The organism is Gordonia sp. (in: high G+C Gram-positive bacteria) (assembly GCF_020438995.1).
Lineage (GTDB): Bacteria > Actinomycetota > Actinomycetes > Mycobacteriales > Mycobacteriaceae > Gordonia.
This window is the reverse complement of the sequence record NZ_JAGQTN010000043.1, coordinates 1-20,909: the sequence shown is the minus strand read 5'-3', so window position 1 is coordinate 20,909 and position 20,909 is coordinate 1. Positions and strand designations below refer to the sequence as shown.

Sequence of the window (20,909 nt, the reverse complement as noted above, 5' to 3'; positions counted from 1 at the left end):
AGGCACACAGGCGTGACCACCACCGACGACCTCGCACTCTCCGTCAGCGATCTGCCCCAGAGCGATCTGCCCCAGAGCGATCTGCCACAGTCCACCAGCGACCGCCGCATCAAGACGTTCCGGGCCATTCCCTCGCCGGACGCGCTGCGCAATGAACTGCCGCTCACCGCCCGCCGCGCGCTGGCCGTGCAACGCGACCGCGACGAAATAGCCGCGATCCTCGCCGGCCACGATGACCGCCTGATCGTCGTCGTCGGACCGTGTTCGGTGCACGATCCGGTCGCCGCGCTCGACTACGCCCGCCGCCTCGCGCCGCTGGCCACCGAACACGCCGATCGGCTCAAGATCGTGATGCGGGTGTACTTCGAGAAGCCCCGCACCACCGTCGGCTGGAAGGGCCTGATCAACGACCCCGGTATGGACGAGACGTACGACGTCGAGCGCGGTCTGCGCACTGCGCGATCATTGCTGCTCGACATCATCGACCTCGGTCTGCCCGTGGGCACCGAATTCCTGGAACCGACCAGCCCGCAGTACATCGCCGACGCCGTCGCCTGGGGCGCTATCGGGGCCCGCACCACCGAATCGCAGGTGCACCGCCAGCTCGCCTCGGGCCTGTCGATGCCGATCGGATTCAAGAACGGCACCGACGGCAACGTACAGGTCGCTATCGACGGTGTCGGTGCCGCCGCCGCTCCGCATGTGTTCTTCGGTGTCGACGATTTCGGTCACGGCGCGGTGGTGGAGACCGTCGGAAACACCGACTGCCACATCATCCTTCGCGGCGGCACCCGCGGCCCCAACTATGACGACGCCTCGGTCGCCGATGCCGTCGCCGGTCTGACCAAGGCCGGTCTGGCACCCAAGGTGATGATCGACTGCTCGCACGCCAACTCCGGCAAGGACCACATCCGGCAGGCCGAGGTAGCCCGCGAGATCGCCGCGACGATCCGCGAAGCCTGCGCTGCCGGCGAGGAATCGCCGATCAGCGGCGTGATGCTCGAAAGTTTCCTGGTCGCCGGTGCCCAGTCCACCGACGCCACCCCCCTCACCTACGGCCAGTCGGTCACCGACAAATGCATGGCCTGGACCCCCACCGCCGAGGTCCTGGAAGTTCTCGCAAACATCTGAATTCCTTTCCCCCGCGCAAGCACTCATCCAGCTGGTTGAGGTGTGATGGAGCGCAAGCGACGAGCCTGGCAAACCACGTGAGCGGACAATGTCATCTCACTGGGTTTCGAGGCTCGCAGGCTCGCACCTCAACCGGCGGTGGGATCTGCTCTGAGCGGAACGGACCGGTGTCAGGTGCGCGGGGTGGCTAGCATCGCGGGTATGGCCGAGTACGACAACCAGCTCGAACCCAACCATCCCGAACCACTGTGGCGTGAGGTGACCGGACGGGTCCTGCGGCGATACCGCCACGACCGGGGTGAACGGCTCGTCGAGACCGCGCAACGCGCCGGCGTGTCCACCCAATACCTCTCCGAACTCGAACGCGGCCGCAAGGACGCCTCGTCGGAGATTCTGGCCGCAGTCGCCGGTGCTCTCGGCCTGACCCTGGTCGACCTGGTCCGCGAGGTGGCCGTCGACCTGGTCCGTCAGGCCCGCCCGGTGCCCGTCCTGCGGTCAGTGCCGGGCGGACCCGCCGCAGTGCCGGCCGCACCGATCCGCCGCGGTCCCTACGCCCTGGCCGCGTAGCGCACCGTACGCCGCAGACTGCACTGTGTTGGCGCCGACCTTCGGCGCTAACGTCCTTGGCGCGTGTCGATGATCTGGTCGGCGATGCCGTAGTCGACGATCTCCTGGGCGCGCAGGATGCGGTCGCGGTCGGTGTCGCGGCGCAGGGTGGCGATGTCCTGGCCGGTGTGCCGGCTCAGGGCCTGTTCGATCTCCTCTCGGGTCCGCAGGATCTCTTCGGCGGCCAGGATCAGGTCGGGGATGGTGCCGCGGCCCTGACCGGACGGCTGATGCAGCAGGACGCGGGCGTGGGGGAGGACCGAACGGCGGCCGGGGGTGCCGGCGGCCAGCAGCAGTGCAGTCGTCGAAAGGGCTTGGCCCACACAGGTCGTCGCGATGGGGGCGTGGCAGTACTGCATGGTGTCGTACAGGGCGAATGTTGCCATCACAGAGCCGCCGGGCGAGTTGATGTACAGGTCGATGGGGGCTTCGGGGTTGTCCGAGTCGAGGTGCAGGATCTGCGCGATCAAGGCGTTCGCGACGCCGTCGTCGATCTCGGTGCCCAGGTAGACGATCCGGTCGTCGAGCAGGCGGCTGTACACGTCCATAACCCGGTCGCCCTGCGGGGTTCGGCTGATGACATTGGGGATGGTGTAGGTGCTCATCGGGAGACTCCGAATCCTGTTGCGGAGGGCGCACTCGGGCGGATCTGAGCGACGGTCGTGACGATCTGGTCGATGAATCCGTAGTCGACGGACTCGCTTGCGGTGAACACGTGATCGCGCAGCGAATCGTCGAAGATCCGGTCCAGAGGTTGTCCGGTCTTCTCCGCGATCAGGCTCAGGACGGTGTCGCGGACGTGCCGCAGATCGTCGGCCTGCAATTCGATGTCGGGGGCGTAGCCGCCGATACCGGCGGACCCTTGGTGCAGAAGCACTTTCGCGTGGGGGAGGGCATAGCGTTTGCCCGCCGCGCCGCAACACAGCAGGAATTGTCCGGCGCTGTAGGCCATTCCGAGGTTCACTGTCGCAACGTCGTTGGGGATCAGGTCCATGGTGTCGGCAATGGCCAGCATCGCGGGCACCGAACCACCGGGAGAATTGATCCACAATGCGATGTCGGCGGTCGGATCGTAGGCGGACAACAAGACCAGTTGCGCGCACAACTGGCTGCCGATCTCATCGTCGAGGGCTGAATCCAGCATCAGGATCCGTTGATTCAGAAGACTTTCCGCAGTCGCCTTGCTCAGCGGGAGGGTTCGTTTCTCATCGCTCATGTCCCGACGCTGCATCCGTTTTCGGGGCCGTCCCAGGCAGTGCCGCGCAGAGCGGAACGGCGCGTCTGTCAGCAGAGAAGTGCGCACTGACACAGTTGGCTCACGGGTTTCGAGGTTCGTCGCTTGCGCTCCTCACACCTCAAGACCGGCGGGGGTGGTCGGCTTTCCCGTGGGTACTCAACCGGCGGTGAGGACCAGCCAGACGGCGATGTAGTGCAGGGTGGCGGCGACGGCGGTGCAGGCGTGGAACACCTCGTGGTGACCGAAACTCGACGGCCAGGGGTTGGGCCACTTCGCCGCGTAGAGAATGCCGCCGACGCTGTAGAGGATGCCGCCGGCGGCGAGCAGCACCATCACCGCGACCGACGTGTGATCGACCAGCGCGGGGGAGACGGCGACGATCACCCAGCCGAGCAGGATGTACAGCGACACACCCAGCCAGCGCGGCGAACCCGGCCACGCGATCTTCAGCGTCACCCCGCCGATGGCGCCGGCCCACACGATGCCCAGCACCCACCAGTTGACCGGCGACGGCAGAGCCAGCAGACAGAACGGGGTGTACGTGCCGGCGATGAACACGAAGATCATCGAATGGTCCGCACGTTTCATCCGGACGTGGGCACGCGGCGACTTCCACGAAACACGGTGGTAGAACGCGCTGACGGCGAACAGCCCGACGATCGTGACCGCGTACACCGCACACGCGAACGCCGCGGTGGCACTGCGCAGGACGGCGGCGCCGACGATCACGCCGACCCCGGCGAACGCGGCGACGACAGCGGCATAGGAGTGGATGACCCCACGAAGTCGTGGCTTGACAGGGGCCGGCACGATCGGCGTCGGAATGCTCACGAACCTACGGTACCGTAGGTTCGTGAGTGCGGTCGCCGACATCGCCGCACACCGGGCCGAACATGCCCGTCCCCGACCGAGTGCAGCGCGTAGTGTGTCGTAAGTGACGGGACACACGGGTGAATGCGGCGAACGGCCCTATAGATGAAGTGGCTGAAGCGATGAAGCTGCTGCCCGACCGTCTCCGCAGGCCGATCCTGTCCGTATACGAGCGACGCGTCCTCCACGACCTCGATCCCGCCGGATTTCCCCACCACGTGGCCATCATCTGCGACGGCAACCGGCGCTGGGCGCGCGAAGCGGGGTTCGAGGACGTCAGCCACGGTCATCGCGTCGGTGCCCAGAGGATCGCCGAGATGCTCGGCTGGTGCGCCGACCTCGGCATCGGCACCGTCACCATCTACCTCCTATCGATCGAGAACCTGAGCCGCGAATCAGAGGAACTCGACGCGCTGATGGAGATCGTGCCCGACATCGTCGACGAGATCGCCCGACCGACCGGAAACTGGCAGGTCCGGATCGTCGGCACCCTTGATCCGCTGCCCGACGACGTCGCCGAACGTCTGCGCAGGGCGTCCGAACGGACCGTCGACCACGGCGGCATGAATGTCAACGTGGCAGTCGGATATGGCGGTCGCCAGGAAATCGTCGATGCCGTGCAGGCATTGCTGCGCGAACGCGCCGCTGCCGGCGACGATGTGGATGCGATGATCGAGGCCGTCACCGTCGACGCCATCGACCGCAATCTGTACACGCGCGGGCAGCCCGATCCGGATCTGGTGATCCGCACCTCCGGAGAACAGCGCCTGTCCGGATTCCTGTTGTGGCAGAGCGCGTATTCGGAGATCTGGTTCACCGACGCCTACTGGCCGGAGTTCCGGCGCGTAGACTTCCTGCGCGCCCTGCGCGACTTCTCCGCCCGCACCAGGAGATTCGGAAAGTAGCCGTCAAATCTTGCGCAGCCGGACCCGGTTGATCGAATGGTCGGAATCCTTGCGCAACACCAGGGTTGCGCGTGGTCGCGTCGGCAGGATGTTCTCGATCAGGTTGGGCCGGTTGATCGACGTCCAGATGTCGCGGGCGGCGATGTGTGCCTGATCGTCCGACAGCGACGAATACAGGTGGAAATGCGAATTGGGATCGGCGAATGACGTGGTACGCATCTGCAGGAAACGTGAGATGTACCACCATTCGATGTCGTCGGTCTTGGCGTCCACATACACCGAGAAATCGAACAGGTCCGACACGGTGAGCGTCGGACCTGTCTGTAATACGTTGAGCCCCTCCAGGATCAGGATGTCGGGCTGCCGGATGTAGTGACGGACGTCGGGCACGATGTCGTAGGTGATGTGCGAATACACCGGTGCGGTCACCTCGCGGGCACCCGACTTGACCTCTGTGACGAATCGCAACAGCGCCCGGCGATCATAGGACTCGGGAAAGCCCTTGCGGTGCATGATGCCCCGGCGCTGCATCTCAGCTGTCGGCAGCAGAAAGCCGTCGGTGGTGACCAGATCGACCTTGGGATGGGATTCCCACCGCGCCAGCAATGCGGCCAGCACTCGGGCGGTCGTCGACTTGCCGACGGCCACACTGCCGGCGATACCGATCACGAACGGCACCTGCCGATTGGTCTGCCGCTCGCCGAGGAACGTGGAGGTGGCCGCGAACAGACGCTGTCGCGCCGCCACCTGCAGATGAATCAGACGCGAAAGCGGCAGATACACCTCGGCGACCTCGGTGAGGTCGATCTGCTCACCGAGGCCGGTGAGCTGTTCGAGTTCGTGCTCGTTGAGCACCATTGGCATCGATCTGCGCAGGTCACGCCACTGCTTGCGATCGAGTTCCAGATACAGACTCGGGTCGCGGTCGGTCCCCGGACGCCCCATCAGCCGCGGTCCCCGGGCAGGGGACGACACGAACAGACGGGGGTCTCGGTTGTTCTTGCCGGTCTCGACATTCCGACAGTGTAGAACCCCACCGATCGGCGGCTTTCCGGCGCGGTCGGTAGCCTGCGACAGTATGGACGCTGCCGCTGTATACGCCGACGATCTTTCCGGCGATCTCGTCGACGACTACCTGCGCCTCGGTCTGGCATTCGACAGGCTCGAAGAAGGCTTCGTCGACGCCTACACCGGCGACCCGGTGTTGCGTGCCGAGGTGGCCGGTGCCCCGGCCCCGCAGCCGGCGGAACTGGCACGACGCGCCCGGTCACTGCTGACGCGCCTGTCCGGTGAACCGGAGTCCGCACGGGCCGATTTCGTTGCCGCGCACCTGCGGGCGCTGGAATGTTCGGCACGCAAGTTCGCCGGCGAGGACATCGGCTTCGTCGATGAGGTAAAAAGTTACTTCGACGTCGACATCAGCCTCGCCGACCCGGAACGCTATCGCGACGCCCACGAGCGGCTGGCCGTCGCGCTGGACGTGCCCGGCGCCGACGGTGAACGTCTGGCCGAGGCCTATGCGGTGTATCGGCGGGCCGACGAGATTCCCGCGAACCGCGTCGATGAATGCGTCCGTGCCTTCAGCGGCGCACTGCGCGAACGGGTGCGGGCGATCTTCCCGCTGCCCGACTCCGAGATCGTCGAGTTCGAGGTGGTGGGCGACAAACCGTGGTCCGGATTCAACTACTACCTCGGCGACTTCCGGTCGAAGGTGGCGATCAACACCGATCTCACACAACACATGTCGAATCTGCCGAACCTCATCGCGCACGAGGCCTACCCCGGCCACCACACCGAACACTGTCGCAAGGAGCAACTCCTCGTCGGCGGCGGGCAGCGCGAGCAGACCATCTTCCTGGTCAACACGCCGCAGTGCCTGATGGCCGAGGGGCTGGCCGACCACGCGCTGAAGGCCGCGATCGGTCCGGGCTGGCCGTCGTGGGCGCAGGAGATCTACGCCGACCTGGGATTGCGGTTCGACGCCGACCGCGCCACCCGTGTCGGCCGGGCAACCGCCGACCTGCTGTCGGTGCGCCAGGACGCGGCACTGTTGCTGCACGACCAGGGTCGCGGCGAGGACGACGCGGCGGCCTACCTGCAACGCTGGCTGCTCGCCCCACCCGAACGGGCCCGGCAGATGCTGCGGTTCCTGACCTCGCCGCTGTGGCGGGCCTACATCTCCACCTATGTCGAGGGCTACCGGCTTCTTGACACCTGGCTGGACGTGGCGGTCAGCGATGAGGAGCGGCTGCGCAGGGACGACGAGCGGCTGCGCAGGTTCGGCCGGTTGCTCGACGAGCCCCTCATTCCGGCGTCGCTGCGGGCCGAACTCGGGTAGCGGACAAGTCGGGAGGCGTGTAAATAGGCCGGTCGGGGCGCAATCTACACTGTTCGGCATGACGCAGAACCCTGATTCCGTGAATGCGCTTTCCCTCGCCGAGCTCGATCCCGATGTGGCCGCTGCGATGGCCGGAGAGCTCAGCCGTCAGCGTGACACGCTGGAGATGATCGCGTCGGAGAACTTCGTGCCGCGCGCGGTGCTGCAGGCCCAGGGCAGCGTCCTGACCAACAAGTACGCCGAAGGCTACCCGGGACGCCGCTACTACGGTGGCTGCGAACACGTCGACGTCGTCGAGGACATCGCCCGCGCCCGCGCCAAGGAACTTTTCGGCGCCGATTTCGCCAACGTCCAGCCGCATTCGGGTGCCCAGGCCAACGCCGCCGTGCTGCAGGCCCTGATGGAGCCCGGTGAGACGCTGCTCGGCCTCGACCTGGCCCACGGCGGCCACCTCACGCACGGGATGCGGCTGAACTTCTCGGGCAAGCTGTACGAGAACGCCTTCTACGGGGTCAGCAAAGAGGACTTCCGCGTCGATATGGACGAGGTGCGCAAGATCGCCCTCGACACCAAACCCAAGGTGATCGTCGCCGGGTGGTCGGCCTACCCGCGCACGCTCGACTTTGCCGCGTTCCGGTCGATCGCCGACGAGGTGGGCGCCTACCTGTGGACCGACATGGCGCACTTCGCCGGGCTGGTCGCCGCCGGTCTGCATCCCTCACCCGTCCCGCATTCGGACGTGGTGTCCTCGACCGTGCACAAGACACTCGGCGGTCCGCGCTCGGGTCTCATCCTGGCCAAACAGGAATGGGCCAAGAAGCTCAACTCGGCCGTCTTCCCCGGTCAGCAGGGCGGCCCGCTCATGCATGTGATCGCGGCCAAGGCCGTTGCCCTCAAGATCGCCGGCACCGAGGAGTTCGCCGAGCGTCAGCGCCGCACTCTGTCCGGTGCCAAGATCCTCGCCGACCGGCTCACCGGTGAGGATGTCGCCAAGGCCGGTGTCTCGGTGCTCACCGGTGGCACCGACGTGCACCTGGTGCTCGTTGACCTGCGCAACAGCGCACTCGACGGCCAGCAGGCAGAGGATCTGCTGCACGAGGTCGGCATCACCGTCAACCGCAACGCCGTTCCGTTCGATCCGCGCCCGCCGATGGTGACCTCCGGCCTGCGTATCGGCACCCCCGCCCTGGCCACCCGCGGCTTCGGCGACGAGCAGTTCACCGAGGTTGCCGACATCATCGGCACCGCGCTCGCAGCGGGTGCCGACGCCGACGTGACGGCCCTGCGGGCCCGCGTCTCCCAGCTGGCTCTCGATTTCCCGTTGTACGACGGACTTGAGGACTGGGGCCTGATGAGCCGCATCTGACCGGGACCGACGCATCCGGGAACCGGCCGCCCTCGCGGGCTGAAGGACGCCGTGACCTCGGCGAACATGCGGGTGGACGCGTAAATATCCGTGGGGCAACCGCGGGCTGTCTTGGTGCCCAGGATACGGGCCCGTAACGCGAAATTCACGCGAACACACGCTTTTTGGCGAGCCGAACCGCCGCGTGACGCGTACGTTGGCCAGTGACGGGCCGCGTGGAAGCGGTTCGTCCGGGAGGTTCGAACGTGGTCTGTACCAACAGCGCGAGAGGACCGGCCCCGGTCCTCGGTCCATCCGGCGCATGCCGGGTGCGGCCATAGAACCGGCCGGTCGCCGCCAACTGGTTTGTGTGGGTGCCACACAAACGTAGGAGTTCGACGTGACCACACGTACCTACGTCATCGACACCTCCGTGCTGCTGTCCGATCCCTGGGCAGTCACACGGTTCGCCGAGCATCATGTGGTTCTGCCACTGGTCGTGATCAGCGAACTCGAAGGCAAACGCCACCATCACGAACTCGGCTGGTTTGCCCGCGAAGCCCTGCGCCTGCTCGATGACCTCCGGCTCGAACACGGACGCCTCGATCTGCCGATCCCGATCGGTGAGGACGGCGGAACCCTGCAGGTGGAGCTCAATCACACCGATCCCGCGGTTCTGCCCGCCGGATTCCGCACGGACTCCAACGATTCCAGGATCCTCGCGTGTGCCCTCAACCTGCGTGCCGAAGGCAGCGACGTGACGCTGGTGTCCAAGGACACCCCGCTGCGCGTCAAGGCCGGTGCAGTCGGCCTCGACGCCGACGAGTATCACGCGCAGGACGTGGTGGTATCGGGCTGGTCGGGAATGACCGAACTCGACGTCGACTCGCACGTCATCGACACCCTGTTCGCCGAGGGCGTCGTCGACCTCGATACCGCCCGCGAGCTGCCCTGCCACACCGGTATTCGGTTGCTGGGCAACACATCCAGCGCACTGGCGCGGGTAAATCCGGACAAACAGGTGCAATTGGTACGCGGTGACCGCGAAGCGTTTGGGCTGCACGGACGTTCGGCCGAACAGCGAGTCGCCCTGGATCTGTTGCTCGATGAGTCCGTCGGCATCGTCTCCCTCGGTGGTAAGGCCGGTACCGGGAAATCCGCGCTCGCCCTGTGCGCGGGTCTGGAGGCGGTTCTCGAACGTCGTACCCAGCGCAAAGTCGTGGTCTTCCGACCGCTGTATGCCGTTGGCGGACAACAGCTCGGCTATCTTCCCGGTGGCGAGGCGGAGAAGATGGGGCCGTGGGCCCAGGCCGTCTTCGACACCCTCGAAGGCTTGGCATCACCCGAGGTGATCGAAGAGGTGCTGAGCCGCGGAATGCTGGAAGTGTTGCCGCTCACCCACATTCGCGGACGCTCACTGCACGACTCGTTCGTCATCGTCGACGAGGCGCAGTCCCTGGAACGCAACGTACTGCTGACGGTGTTGTCGCGCTTGGGATCCGGCTCCCGAGTGGTGCTCACCCACGATGTGGCCCAGCGCGACAACCTGCGCGTCGGCCGGCACGACGGAGTGGCCGCGGTCATCGAGAAGCTCAAGGGCCATCCGCTGTTCGCACACGTCACCCTCACCCGCAGTGAGCGCTCCCCGATCGCGGCGCTGGTCACCGAGATGCTGGAGGAGTTCGCCCCCGGCGCGGGGTTGTAAGAACGGACATTAACCGCCCTCCACGGCCGCACCGATGCACTATTCCGGTGGCGGCAGTGTGGAGGGCGGTTCTTGTTTGGGGGAGGGGAAGGCCCGCGTGCTCCGGGGATCTATACCGGTCCGTGACCGTATCGGGGTGCATCGACACGCGGGATCTGGCACACTGACCTGGTGCAGAAGTGGCAGATGATGTTTGTGAGGTTTGTGGGACTGATGTCAATCGGTCTCGTCGCCGTCGTACTGGGCGGTATGGGTTCGGCAGCGGCGGCGCCCTCGGGCACCCCGTCCACGCCGTCGAAGTCGGTGCTGCCCAAGACCGGCATTCCCGAGCTCGACTCCGTGCTCAACAGCCTCGCCGACAACCTTCTCGGTACCGGTCAGGACACGGAGAAGGTCGGCCCCAACCAGACACAGCAGGTGATCGTGGTGTCGGCCGCCAAGGCATCGGACACCAAAGGTCAGTTGACCGCGTTCGAACGCGATACGACCGGTACCTGGAAGCCCATCTACGGCCCGATGACCGCCTACCTCGGCTCGAAGGGTATCGGGGAGGCCAAGGACAACGTGCCCCGCACCCCGAAGGGCACCTTCGCCCTCGACCAGGCGTTCGGCCTCAAAGCCAACCCGGGTACCGCGATGCCGTACTTCCAGGTGACGCCGCGGGACTGGTGGGACGGCAACATGAACTCGCCCACCTACAACTCTCATGTCCGTTCGGCGACGAGCCCCGGCGCCGGTAGCGAGAACCTCTACGACATGGGTGCGGTGTACAACTACGCAGTCAATATCGCGAGCAATCCGCAGCGTATTCCCGGCAAGGGGTCGGCGATGTTCCTGCATGCCAGCAACAATCAGCCCACCGAAGGATGTGTCGCCATCGAAGAAGGCGCGATGCGTGACATCCTGCGCTGGCTCGATCCGGCCAAGAATCCGAAGATCGTGATCGGCGTCAACAAGGGCACGCCCACCGACGAGACCGCCAACACCCCCGGCACCACCCTCGGCAGCAGCGAGGGCAACGGCTTCGGTGATCTGGTGAACTTCTTCCTCTCCCTGATCCCGGGATTGTCCGGCAGCAGCAGGTAGCCCCAGCGCAAAAGAAACTCCCATCCGGGACGGCGATTGTCGCCCCGGATGGGAGTTTCTCTTTGTGTCAGATCAGCGTTTGCGGTCGACGTTCGCCATCTTGAGTACGTCCAGGCGTGCGTCGAGTTCGGCTTCGCTGAGGTTCTCGCCGATGAGGCCGCGGTCGATGACCGTCTGCCGGATCGTCTTGCCCTCCTTGAGTGCCTGCTTGGCCACGGCCGCGGCCTCCTCGTAACCGATGGCACTGTTGAGCGGGGTCACGATCGACGGTGAACTCTCGGCGAGAGTGCGCAACCGATCCTCGTTGGCCACCAGGCCGCTGATGCAACGGTCGGCGAACAGCCGGGACACGTTGGCCAGCAACTTGATCGACTCCAGCACATTGCGCGCCATCATCGGGATGTACACGTTCAGCTCGAACGCGCCGTTGCCGCCGCCCCAGGTGACCGCGGCATCGTTGCCGATGACCTGCGCCGCCACTTGCGTAACAGCCTCGGGCAGAACGGGATTGACCTTGCCCGGCATGATGGAGCTACCCGGCTGCAGGTCGGGCAGTGCGATTTCGCCGAGGCCGGTGAGCGGACCCGAACCCATCCACCGCACGTCGTTGGCGATCTTGGTCAGCGACACCGCGACCGTCTTGAGCTGCCCGGACAGTTCCACCAGCCCGTCGCGCGCCGCCTGCGCCTCGAAATTGTCCTTGGCGAGGGCCAGTGCGTCGACGTCGGTGAGCTTCCGCAGCTCGGCGACCACCTTGGTGCCGAATCCGTCGGGGGCGTTGAGTCCGGTGCCCACGGCGGTGCCGCCGATCGGCAGTTCGCCCACGCGTGGCAGGGTGGCGGTGATCCGGTCGATACCGGCCTCGACCTGCCGGGTGTAGCCGGCGAACTCCTGACCGAGGGTCACCGGTACGGCATCCATCAGGTGCGTGCGGCCGCTCTTGACCACCTCACGCCACTGAGTCGACTTCTCCAGCAATGCCAGCCGCAGATGATCGAGGGCTGGGATGAGGTCGGTGACCGCAGCCTCGGTGGCCGCCACATGGGTGGCGGTGGGGAAGGTGTCGTTGGAGGACTGCGACATGTTGACGTGGTCGTTGGGGTGCACGTCGACGCCGTTGTTTTTGGCGATCGTCGCGATCACCTCGTTGGCGTTCATGTTCGACGACGTGCCCGAGCCCGTCTGGAACACGTCGATGGGGAACTGGTCGTCGTGCAAGCCGGCGGCGATCTCGGTGGCGGCGGCGATGATCGCCTCGGCCTTCTCGGCGTCGAGCAGGCCGAGGTCCTTGTTGACCTGTGCGCAGGCGGCTTTGAGCAGGCCCATCGCACGGATCTGGGTGCGCTCGAGCGGACGGAAGCTGATGGGGAAGTTCTCGACGGCGCGCTGCGTCTGCGCCCGCCACAGCGCGTCGATGGGGACCTTGACCTCACCCATGGTGTCGTGCTCGATGCGGTACTGCGGTTCGGTCATGGTGCGCTGATCCTCCGGCCGGCGGGTAGTTAGGTTGACCTTACCCACGTTATACCGTCGCCGGAGACGGCTACGCGGTGGATCGGAGCCACCTGTCGACTCCGATCCACCGCGTGAGAGCCACTACCCGAGGTTCAGCGTTCGCGGGAGCGGACGCGGACACCACCCAGGGGCACCGTCACCGCGCCACCGGGATCGGTGAAGAAGTCGTTGCCCTTGTCGTCGACGACGATGAACGCGGGGAAGTTCTCGACGTCGATCTTCCACACCGCCTCCATTCCCAGCTCGGGGTATTCGATGATCTCCTGGCTCTTGATGCAATCGAGGGCCAGGCGGGCGGCCGGACCGCCGATCGATCCGAGATAGAAGCCGCCGTGCGAGTCGCACGCATCGGTGACCTGTTTGGACCGATTTCCCTTGGCCAGCATCACCATCGAACCGCCCGCGGCCTGGAACTGCTCGACGTAGCTGTCCATCCGGCCGGCGGTGGTGGGGCCGAACGAGCCCGACGCCATGCCCTCGGGGGTCTTGGCCGGACCGGCGTAATAGACGGGGTGATCGCGCAGATAGTCGGGCATCGGCTCGCCGGCGTCGAGACGTTCCTTGATCTTGGCGTGCGCGATGTCGCGGGCCACCACCAGCGGACCGGTCAGCGACAGGCGGGTCTTGACCGGATACTTGGTGAGTTCGGCGAGGATCTCCGGCATCGGGCGGTTCAGGTCGATCTCGACAACCGCGCCGCCCTCGATCTCTTCCGACACACCCGCATCCGGCATGTACTGTGCCGGATCGGTTTCGAGCTGTTCGAGGAAGACGCCGTCGGCGGTGATCTTGCCGAGCGCCTGCCTGTCGGCCGAACAGGACACCGCGATGGCCACCGGCAACGACGCCCCGTGCCGCGGCAGCCGGATGGCGCGTACGTCGTGGCAGAAGTATTTGCCGCCGAACTGCGCGCCGATGCCGAACGACTGGGTGAGCTTGAAGATCTCCTCCTCGAGCGCGGTGTCGCGGAAGCCGTGCGCCGACATCGATCCCTCTGTGGGCAGCGTGTCGAGATAGTGCGCAGAAGCGTATTTCGCTGTCTTCAAGGCGAATTCGGCCGATGTGCCGCCGATCACCACAGCCAGGTGATAGGGCGGGCAGGCGGCGGTGCCCAGCGAGCGGATCTTCTGATCGAGATAGTCGAGGAGCTTGTTCGGGCTCAGAATGGCCTTGGTCTCCTGGAACAGGAACGATTTGTTGGCCGACCCACCGCCCTTGGCCATGAACAGGAATTTGTACTCGGGGCCCTTCGGTCCCTGCTCGGTGGCGTAGATCTCCACCTGCGCAGGCAAATTGGTGCCGGTGTTCTTCTCCTCGAACATCGTCAGCGGCGCGTTCTGCGAATAGCGCAGATTCAGCGTGGTGTATGCGTCGTAGACGCCGCGCGAGATCCATTCACCGTCGTCGGCGCCGGTGATTACGCCCTCGGATTTCTTGCCCATCACAATGGCGGTGCCCGTGTCCTGGCACATAGGCAGGATGCCACCGGCCGAGATGTTCACATTCTTGAGCAGATCCAGCGCCACGAACCGGTCGTTGCCCGACGCCTCGGGATCGTCGATGATCTTGCGCAACTGGGCCAGGTGGGCGGGCCGCAGATAGTGGCTGATGTCGTGAATCGCCGCCTCGGTGAGCTTCCGCAGGGCCTCGGGGGCGACCTTCAGAAATGTGCGACCGTCGACCTCGAACGTCGACACCCCGTCCGTCGTGATCAGACGGTACGGGGTGTCATCGGCGCCGATCGGCAGGAGATCGGAATAGCGGAACTCGGGAGCTTGGGCTGTACTCACAGGGCGAATCGTATAACCGCAGGCCGCTGACCTGCGACTATGAGAAGCCTAGCCTAACTTGCATCCGAGGTGGATCGATCATGCGGGCGTCTCACCGGACCCTTCGAGACCCTCGCTCCTTCGTCGCTTCGGCCTCAGGGATCAAGAGGTGTGGTCGCGTCGCTTGCTCTGTTCGCGGGGGTGGTCATGTCTGTCGGCCTCGGGGATCATGAGGTGTGGTCCCCCATCGTCTCAGAGGTCGATGCGGGCGAATTCGCGCAGTTTGGCGGTCTGGTGCACGGCCTCGATGCGGCGGATGGTGCCCGACTTGGACCGCATCACCAGCGAACGGGTGGTGGCGCCGTTGCGGCGGTAGGTGACCCCGCGGAGCATGTCGCCGTTGGTGACGCCGGTGGCACAGAAGAAGGCGTTCTCGCCGGCGACCAGAATGTCGTTGGTGAGGACCTTGTTCAGGTCGTGACCGGCGTCGAGGGCCTTCTGGCGTTCGGCCTCATCGCGCGGCCACAGCTTGCCCTGGATCTCCCCGCCCATGCACTTCATCGCCACGGCGGTGATGATGCCCTCGGGCGTGCCACCCACGCCCATCAGCATGTCGACGGTGGAGTAGTCGCCGGCCGCGGCGATCGCGCCGGCGACGTCGCCGTCGGAGATGAGACGGATCTTGGCGCCGGCGGCGCGGATCTCGCTGATCAGGTCGGCGTGCCGCGGACGGTCGAGCACGACGACGGTCAGGTCGCCCACGTCGATGCCCTTGGCATTGGCCACCGACTTGACGTTCCACTCCACCGACGCGTCGATGTCGATGGCGCCCTTGGCCTCCGGACCGACCGCGATCTTGTTCATGTAGAACACCGCGGACGGGTCGTACATGGTGCCGCGCTCACTCACCGCGATCACGGCGATCGAATTGGGCCGGCCCTCGGCCATCAGCGTGGTGCCGTCGATCGGGTCGACCGCCACATCGCAGTCGGGGCCGTCGCCGTTGCCCACCTCTTCGCCGTTGTAGAGCATCGGCGCCTCGTCCTTCTCGCCCTCGCCGATCACGACGACGCCGCGCATCGACACCGTCGAGAGCAACTCGCGCATCGCGTCGACCGCCGCGCCGTCGCCGCCGTTCTTGTCACCGCGGCCGACCCAGCGACCGGCGGCCAGCGCCGCGGCCTCGGTGACCCGGACCAGTTCCATGGCCAGGTTGCGATCGGGAGCCTGGTGGGTTGATTCGGACATGAGAGTCGGCCTCCTAGGGCGTGCGGGGGAGCGTGCTGGCACCGTGCGGTTCTCCCATACTCCCACGTCAGGAATGCCCGACGACATCGCGGGTGCGCCGCGGCACACGGCCCGTGCGCGTCCGGTGGCCCGGTCGCGGTATAGATTCTCCACGGGAGTCACTGCACACATCTGGTCACCGTTCGTCGCCTCCGTCACGGACGGATATGAAGGAGAGCCCATGGCCTCGGTCACATTCGACGGCGCCACCTGCCTGTTCCGGGGGTCGGATACGCCCGCGGTGGATTCGTTGAGTCTGGAGATCGCCGACGGTGAGTTCCTGGTGCTCGTCGGTCCGTCGGGGTGCGGCAAGTCGACGTCGCTGCGGATGTTGGCCGGACTCGAAGACGTTTCGAGCGGGCGCATCCTCATCGGCGATAACGACGTCACGGGCCTGGACCCCAAGGACCGTGACATCGCGATGGTGTTCCAGAACTACGCGCTCTACCCGCACATGTCGGTGGCCGACAACATGGGCTTTCCGTTGAAGATGGCCGGGATGGCAAAGCCGGACATCCAGCAGAAGGTCGCGACCGTCGCCGAGATGCTCGACCTGACTCCCTATCTCGGCCGTAAGCCGAAGGCGCTGTCGGGCGGTCAGCGGCAGCGGGTGGCGATGGGCCGCTCGATCGTGCGTGAGCCGCAGGTGTTCTGCATGGACGAACCGTTGTCGAACCTCGATGCCAAACTGCGGGTGCAGACCCGCGCGCAGATCGCGCAGTTGCAGCGGCGTCTGGGCGTGACCACCGTATACGTCACCCACGACCAGGTGGAGGCGATGACGATGGGCGACCGGGTGGCCGTGCTCAACAGCGGTGTGCTGCAGCAGTGCGCGAGCCCGCGCGAACTGTACGCCAAACCCGACAATCTGTTCGTCGCCGGATTCATCGGATCACCTGCGATGAATCTGTTCACCGTGCCGGTGGGAGCGGGTGGGATCGAGCTCGGCGGCGCCCACATCCCGCTGCCGGCATCCGGTCTCGACGCCGATCAGGTGGTCGTGGGTGTGCGCCCGGAGGATCTGGCCATCGTCGACGGCCGGTCGGTGCCGCAGTCCCTGCCCGTGGACGTCGATGTGGTCGAGGAACTCGGCTCGGACGCGTTCCTGTACGGCCGCACCGAACTGCTCGGCGACGAGGTTTCGCTGGTGGCTCGTGCCGATTGGCGCTATCCGCCGCACAAGGGGGACCGGTTGAGTCTTGCCGTCGACATCGCCCGGGTGCATTTGTTCTCGACGATCACCGGTAAGCGTTTGTAAGCCACGTCACGTTGGGTATGTGATACTTTCCGTGAACTTGGTGTGACCTGCGACCTGCTCGTCATGCCCTGTGTGGGGAAAACTCTGATCAGACCTGTGAACAGGAGAATTATGGGTACGAGGACCCGGTTTGGACGCGGCGGTACATTCGCCGTTGCGCTTTCGGTGGCATCAGCGCTGGTGCTCTCGGCCTGCTCGGACGACGGTGACAGCGCCGACGACGCGGCCGGCAAGAACCTCGATGGCCGCGGCGCCATCTCGTTCGCCATGGGAAAGAACGACCTCGACATCATCCGCCCGATCGTCGACTCGTGGAACAAGTCCCACGCCGACGAAAAGGTCGAGATCGTCGAACTGCCCGGCGAGGCCGACGACGCGCGTGAGCGTCTGGTGCAGTCGCTGCAGGCGGGCAATGACGAATTCGACGTGATGGCACTCGACGTCACCTGGACCGCGGAGTTCGCCGCCAACGGCTGGCTCGAACCGCTCACCGGCGACCTGGCACTCGACACCGCCGGGTTGCTGCCCGCGACGGTCGAGAGCGCCACCTACCGCGACGTGCTGTACGCGGGCCCGCAGAATACCAACGCGCAGCTGCTCTACTACCGCAAGGACATCGTCGGCGACAAGGCCCCCGAGAACTGGGCCGCGCTCACCGACAGCTGCGCCAAGGCCAAGGCCAAGAAGGTCGACTGCCTGGTCACCCAGCTCAAGCAGTACGAGGGTCTGACCGTCAACTCCAGCCAGTTCATCCACTCGTGGGGCGGCCAGGTCGTCGGCTCCGACGGTAAGACCCCCGAGGTCAACTCCACCAAGTCCAAGGAAGGCCTGACCGCGCTGGTCGACGCCTACAAGAAGGGTGATATCCCCAAGAAGGCCACCGGCTTCACCGAGGAGGAGACCAACCTGTCCTTCGTCGGCGGCGAGTCGGCCTACGCCTACAACTGGCCCTACATGTACACCAATGCCGGCGACGCGGAGTCGAAGGTGAAGGGCAAGTTCGGTGTCGCGGCCATCGTCGGTCCAGACGGCGCGGGCGCCTCGACGCTCGGCGGCTACAACGACGGCATCAACGTGCACTCGAAGGCCAAGGCCACTGCGCACGACTTCATCGCCTACATCCAGAGTGCGGAGAACCAGAAGTCGTTCGCCGAGGCATCGTTCCCGCCGGTGCTGGCCTCGATTTACGACGACAAGTCGCTGGTCAAGGAGTTCCCGTACCTGCCCGCGCTCAAGGACGCGCTGGAGAACGCCAAGCCGCGTCCGGTCACCCCGTACTACGCGGGCGTCAGCAAGGCGATTCAGGACAATGTCTACGCCGCGCTGAACGGATCGAAGACCGTCGACCAGGCCGCTGCCGACATCGACGAGGCGATCAAGGTCGCGACCAAGTGACGCAGGAGCTCTCCCTCCGTCGCGTGCGGCACAACCGGACGTGATGGAGTCGCTCAAACAACGCACACAGGGCCGGGATCTCCGGGCGTTCTGGCTGCTGGCACCCACGATGGTGGTGCTGGCGGTAGTCATCGCCTACCCGGTCCTGCGTGCGGTCTACCTGTCGTTCCAGGCCGACCGCGGGATCAACGAAGCCACCGGACGTTTCGAGTCCGGTGGCTTCGCCGGGTTCAAGCACTACATGCTGTGGCTGACCGGCGACTGCGGTACCGGCGCCGGCAGCTGCCCCGACGGCAACCTCGGCAGCGACTTCTGGCAGGCGGTGGCGATCACCTTCTTCTTCGCCGTCGTCACCGTCGCCATCGAGGTGGTTCTCGGGCTGTGGATGGCCACGGTGATGAACCGCACTTTCGCGGGCCGATCGCTGTTGCGGGCCAGCGTGCTCATCCCCTGGGCCATCCCGACCGCGGTCACCGCCAAGCTCTGGTTCTTCATCTTCGCCGAGAACGGCATCGCCAATAAGATGCTCGGCACCGACATCGCCTGGACCACCGACCCGTGGGCATCGCGGTTCGCGGTGATCCTCGCCGACGTGTGGAAGACGACGCCGTTCATGGCCCTGCTGATTCTGGCGGGGCTGCAACTGATTCCGTCGGACGTGTACGAGGCCGCCCGGGTCGACGGGGCGTCGAGGTGGAAGCAGTTCGTCCACATCACGCTGCCGCTGGTGAAACCGGCGCTGATGGTGGCGGTGCTGTTCCGTACGCTCGACGTGCTCCGGATGTACGATCTACCGGCCATTCTGTCGGGCACCAGCGGCGCCACGCCCACCACCACCGTGTCGATCCTGGTGGTCGCCGACATGCGGCACGGCAACTTCAACAGTGCCTCGGCGCTGTCGACACTGGTGTTCCTGATGATCTTCGCTGTCGCGTTCATCATGGTGAAGTTCTTGGGCGCCAACGTGGTCCGCACTCAGGAAGATCAGCGGAAGGGAGTCCGATGACCTCCGCGACATCGGTCCGCATGGCATCGAATGTGCGAACACGTAACCGGCGCAAGACTTTCCAGTCACTGCGCACCTACGGCGGCGTGGCACTGATCCTGGTGTGGGGCCTGGCGCCGTTCTACTGGATGGTCATCACCTCCTTCCGCGACGTCAAGCACACCTTCGACACCACGTGGTGGCCCACGCATGTCACCTTCCAGAACTTCCGGGACGCGTTGTCGACGGCCAAGGGCAACGACTTCCTCGGCGCCATCGTCAACAGTCTGCTCATAGGCGCCGTCACCACCGGGGTCGCGCTGACACTGGGCATCTTCGCGTCCTACGCGCTGGCCCGGATCCAGTTCCGCGGCAAGTATGTCGTCAGCGGCATCATCCTGGCGGCGTCGATGTTCCCGGGCGTGGCCCTGATCACGCCGATGTTCCAGCTGTTCGGCGACCTGCACTGGATCGGCAGCTATCAGGCGCTGATCATCCCGAACATCTCCTTCGTGCTGCCGCTCACCGTCTATACGCTCACCTCGTTCATGAACGATATGCCGTGGGAGCTGGAGGAGGCCGCCCGTATCGACGGTGCGACGCGGGCACAGGCGTTCCGGCTGATCGTGCTGCCGTTGGCCGCACCCGCCCTGTTCACCACCGCGATCCTCGCGTTCATCGCCACCTGGAACGAGTTCATGCTTGCCAGCCAGCTCTCGACGCGGGATACCGAACCGGTCACGGTCGCCATCGCACGCTTCTCGGGGGAGAACTCGTTCACCCAGCCGTACACCGCGATCATGGCCGCGGGCACCATCGTCACGGTGCCGCTGGTGATCATGGTGTTGGTGTTCCAGCGCCGGATCGTCTCCGGTCTGACCGCGGGCGGCGTGAAGTCGTGATTTCGCCCGTGATGCCGCCCGGTTTATGTTGGTGGGATGGCCACCGGTAAACCACGGATCCTGCAGGACGGGCGGGACATGATCTGGACCGTCCTCGCGTTGCTGGCGTTGTGCGTCTTCGTACTGTTCGCGTCGGGCAATTGGACGTTCGGTTTCAAGGCCGGTTCCGGCGACGACAAGGTCCCCGCATTCGACGTGTCCGCGGCGCTGGCCGCCGACGCCCGGTCGATGCCGTTCCCGATCCGACGCCCGGCGACCCCAGACGGCTGGAAGCCGAACTCGGGATCGACGCAGACCGTCGGCGGCCAGGTGTCGAGCAACGTCGGCTGGGTCACCAAGAAGGGCTCATACGTGCAGCTCACACAGACCGACGCCCCCGAGGAAGAGCTGGTCGCCACCCTCGGCGGTTACGACGCGATGGGCGCAGGGAAGCGCGAGGCCGGTGGCCACTCGTGGGTGGTGTACGACGGCGAGAACAAGAACAGATTCTGGATCGCCGACCTCGGCGACGTCCGCATCGGCGTCCGCTCGAAGGGATCGGAAGCCGATATCGAGCAGATCGCGAAAGCCGTCAT

General features: G+C 65.7%; 19 protein-coding genes. 12 read left to right on the top strand and 7 right to left on the bottom strand.

Going from position 1 to position 20,909, the window contains the following annotated elements:
* Positions 1 to 51: 51 nt before the first annotated feature.
* The gene (locus KDB67_RS03685) at positions 52 to 1,131 is read left to right on the top strand and encodes a 3-deoxy-7-phosphoheptulonate synthase (protein WP_291012547.1); all 1,080 of its coding nucleotides are present in this window, start codon (positions 52 to 54) and stop codon (positions 1,129 to 1,131) included.
* Positions 1,132 to 1,332: 201 nt separating this feature from the next.
* The gene (locus KDB67_RS03680; protein ID WP_291012544.1) at positions 1,333 to 1,698 is read left to right on the top strand and encodes a helix-turn-helix transcriptional regulator; all 366 of its coding nucleotides are present in this window, start codon (positions 1,333 to 1,335) and stop codon (positions 1,696 to 1,698) included.
* Between the two features lie 47 nt (positions 1,699 to 1,745).
* On the opposite strand, the gene KDB67_RS03675 is transcribed toward KDB67_RS03680, so the two are convergent.
* From KDB67_RS03675 to KDB67_RS03665, 3 genes are all read right to left on the bottom strand, one after another.
* Positions 1,746 to 2,342 carry an ATP-dependent Clp protease proteolytic subunit gene (locus tag KDB67_RS03675; RefSeq protein WP_291012522.1) on the bottom strand — a complete coding sequence of 199 codons (597 nt, stop codon included), beginning with the start codon at positions 2,340 to 2,342 and terminating at the stop codon, positions 1,746 to 1,748.
* The gene (locus tag KDB67_RS03670) at positions 2,339 to 2,953 is read right to left on the bottom strand and encodes an ATP-dependent Clp protease proteolytic subunit (protein ID WP_291012520.1); all 615 of its coding nucleotides are present in this window, start codon (positions 2,951 to 2,953) and stop codon (positions 2,339 to 2,341) included. Before KDB67_RS03670 ends, KDB67_RS03675 begins: the two co-directional genes overlap by 4 nt.
* 177 nt (positions 2,954 to 3,130) lie before the next feature.
* On the bottom strand, positions 3,131 to 3,799 hold the full coding sequence (locus tag KDB67_RS03665; protein WP_291012543.1) for a hemolysin III family protein: 669 nt from the start codon (positions 3,797 to 3,799) through the stop codon (positions 3,131 to 3,133).
* 167 nt (positions 3,800 to 3,966) lie between these two features.
* Between KDB67_RS03665 and KDB67_RS03660 the strand changes: the two genes are divergently transcribed.
* On the top strand, positions 3,967 to 4,749 hold the full coding sequence (locus KDB67_RS03660) for an isoprenyl transferase (RefSeq protein WP_291012539.1): 783 nt from the start codon (positions 3,967 to 3,969) through the stop codon (positions 4,747 to 4,749).
* Between the two features lie 3 nt (positions 4,750 to 4,752).
* On the opposite strand, the gene coaA is transcribed toward KDB67_RS03660, so the two are convergent.
* The gene (gene coaA, locus KDB67_RS03655) at positions 4,753 to 5,694 is read right to left on the bottom strand and encodes a type I pantothenate kinase (RefSeq protein ID WP_291012517.1); all 942 of its coding nucleotides are present in this window, start codon (positions 5,692 to 5,694) and stop codon (positions 4,753 to 4,755) included.
* A gap of 133 nt (positions 5,695 to 5,827) precedes the next feature.
* Here coaA and KDB67_RS03650 point away from each other — a divergent pair, with 133 nt between their 5' ends.
* The 4 genes from KDB67_RS03650 to KDB67_RS03635 all read left to right on the top strand — a co-directional run bounded on the left by KDB67_RS03650 (position 5,828) and on the right by KDB67_RS03635 (position 11,223).
* A complete protein-coding gene (locus KDB67_RS03650; RefSeq protein ID WP_291012514.1) occupies positions 5,828 to 7,087 on the top strand; it encodes a DUF885 domain-containing protein in 1,260 nt (419 codons plus the stop codon).
* A gap of 58 nt (positions 7,088 to 7,145) precedes the next feature.
* On the top strand, positions 7,146 to 8,453 hold the full coding sequence (gene glyA / locus KDB67_RS03645) for a serine hydroxymethyltransferase (protein ID WP_291012512.1): 1,308 nt from the start codon (positions 7,146 to 7,148) through the stop codon (positions 8,451 to 8,453).
* A gap of 379 nt (positions 8,454 to 8,832) precedes the next feature.
* Positions 8,833 to 10,137 carry a PhoH family protein gene (locus KDB67_RS03640; protein ID WP_291012510.1) on the top strand — a complete coding sequence of 435 codons (1,305 nt, stop codon included), beginning with the start codon at positions 8,833 to 8,835 and terminating at the stop codon, positions 10,135 to 10,137.
* Between the two features lie 213 nt (positions 10,138 to 10,350).
* Positions 10,351 to 11,223: a L,D-transpeptidase family protein gene (locus KDB67_RS03635; protein WP_291012508.1), complete on the top strand. Its 873-nt coding sequence runs from the start codon at positions 10,351 to 10,353 to the stop codon at positions 11,221 to 11,223.
* A 72-nt stretch (positions 11,224 to 11,295) separates the two neighbouring features.
* Here KDB67_RS03635 and KDB67_RS03630 read toward each other — a convergent pair whose 3' ends face one another.
* The 3 genes from KDB67_RS03630 to glpX form a co-directional block, all read right to left on the bottom strand.
* A complete protein-coding gene (locus KDB67_RS03630) occupies positions 11,296 to 12,696 on the bottom strand; it encodes a class II fumarate hydratase (protein ID WP_291012506.1) in 1,401 nt (466 codons plus the stop codon).
* A gap of 134 nt (positions 12,697 to 12,830) precedes the next feature.
* The gene (locus KDB67_RS03625) at positions 12,831 to 14,528 is read right to left on the bottom strand and encodes a fumarate hydratase (RefSeq protein WP_291012503.1); all 1,698 of its coding nucleotides are present in this window, start codon (positions 14,526 to 14,528) and stop codon (positions 12,831 to 12,833) included.
* A gap of 231 nt (positions 14,529 to 14,759) precedes the next feature.
* Positions 14,760 to 15,755 (bottom strand): class II fructose-bisphosphatase, encoded by a 996-nt coding sequence (gene glpX / locus KDB67_RS03620; protein WP_291012501.1) that lies wholly within the window; start codon positions 15,753 to 15,755, stop codon positions 14,760 to 14,762.
* Positions 15,756 to 15,975: 220 nt separating this feature from the next.
* Here glpX and ugpC point away from each other — a divergent pair, with 220 nt between their 5' ends.
* From ugpC to KDB67_RS03595, 5 genes are all read left to right on the top strand, one after another.
* On the top strand, positions 15,976 to 17,052 hold the full coding sequence (ugpC, locus tag KDB67_RS03615; protein ID WP_291012498.1) for a sn-glycerol-3-phosphate ABC transporter ATP-binding protein UgpC: 1,077 nt from the start codon (positions 15,976 to 15,978) through the stop codon (positions 17,050 to 17,052).
* A gap of 111 nt (positions 17,053 to 17,163) precedes the next feature.
* Positions 17,164 to 18,447, top strand: a complete 1,284-nt coding sequence (locus KDB67_RS03610) for an ABC transporter substrate-binding protein (protein WP_291012496.1) — start codon at positions 17,164 to 17,166, stop codon at positions 18,445 to 18,447.
* 43 nt (positions 18,448 to 18,490) lie between these two features.
* Complete coding sequence (locus KDB67_RS03605; RefSeq protein ID WP_291012493.1) at positions 18,491 to 19,453, top strand: sugar ABC transporter permease; 963 nt, start codon at positions 18,491 to 18,493, stop codon at positions 19,451 to 19,453.
* Between the two features lie 20 nt (positions 19,454 to 19,473).
* Positions 19,474 to 20,334 carry a carbohydrate ABC transporter permease gene (locus KDB67_RS03600; protein WP_291012537.1) on the top strand — a complete coding sequence of 287 codons (861 nt, stop codon included), beginning with the start codon at positions 19,474 to 19,476 and terminating at the stop codon, positions 20,332 to 20,334.
* 36 nt (positions 20,335 to 20,370) lie between these two features.
* On the top strand, positions 20,371 to 20,909 hold a 539-nt coding region (locus KDB67_RS03595; RefSeq protein ID WP_291012490.1), incomplete at its 3' end, for a DUF4245 domain-containing protein.

Bases quoted from the DNA above. Each gene is read 5' to 3' on its own strand.
- KDB67_RS03680 (WP_291012544.1), top strand. From the start codon at position 1,333: ATGGCCGAGTACGACAACCAGCTCGAACCCAACCATCCCGAACCACTG.
- KDB67_RS03675 (WP_291012522.1), bottom strand. From the start codon at position 2,342: ATGAGCACCTACACCATCCCCAATGTCATCAGCCGAACCCCGCAGGGC.
- KDB67_RS03670 (WP_291012520.1), bottom strand. From the start codon at position 2,953: ATGAGCGATGAGAAACGAACCCTCCCGCTGAGCAAGGCGACTGCGGAA.
- KDB67_RS03660 (WP_291012539.1), top strand. From the start codon at position 3,967: ATGAAGCTGCTGCCCGACCGTCTCCGCAGGCCGATCCTGTCCGTATAC.
- coaA (WP_291012517.1), bottom strand. From the start codon at position 5,694: ATGGGGCGTCCGGGGACCGACCGCGACCCGAGTCTGTATCTGGAACTC.
- KDB67_RS03650 (WP_291012514.1), top strand. From the start codon at position 5,828: ATGGACGCTGCCGCTGTATACGCCGACGATCTTTCCGGCGATCTCGTC.
- glyA (WP_291012512.1), top strand. From the start codon at position 7,146: ATGACGCAGAACCCTGATTCCGTGAATGCGCTTTCCCTCGCCGAGCTC.
- KDB67_RS03635 (WP_291012508.1), top strand. From the start codon at position 10,351: ATGTCAATCGGTCTCGTCGCCGTCGTACTGGGCGGTATGGGTTCGGCA.
- KDB67_RS03630 (WP_291012506.1), bottom strand. From the start codon at position 12,696: ATGACCGAACCGCAGTACCGCATCGAGCACGACACCATGGGTGAGGTC.
- glpX (WP_291012501.1), bottom strand. From the start codon at position 15,755: ATGTCCGAATCAACCCACCAGGCTCCCGATCGCAACCTGGCCATGGAA.
- ugpC (WP_291012498.1), top strand. From the start codon at position 15,976: ATGGCCTCGGTCACATTCGACGGCGCCACCTGCCTGTTCCGGGGGTCG.
- KDB67_RS03610 (WP_291012496.1), top strand. From the start codon at position 17,164: ATGGGTACGAGGACCCGGTTTGGACGCGGCGGTACATTCGCCGTTGCG.
- KDB67_RS03605 (WP_291012493.1), top strand. From the start codon at position 18,491: ATGGAGTCGCTCAAACAACGCACACAGGGCCGGGATCTCCGGGCGTTC.
- KDB67_RS03600 (WP_291012537.1), top strand. From the start codon at position 19,474: ATGGCATCGAATGTGCGAACACGTAACCGGCGCAAGACTTTCCAGTCA.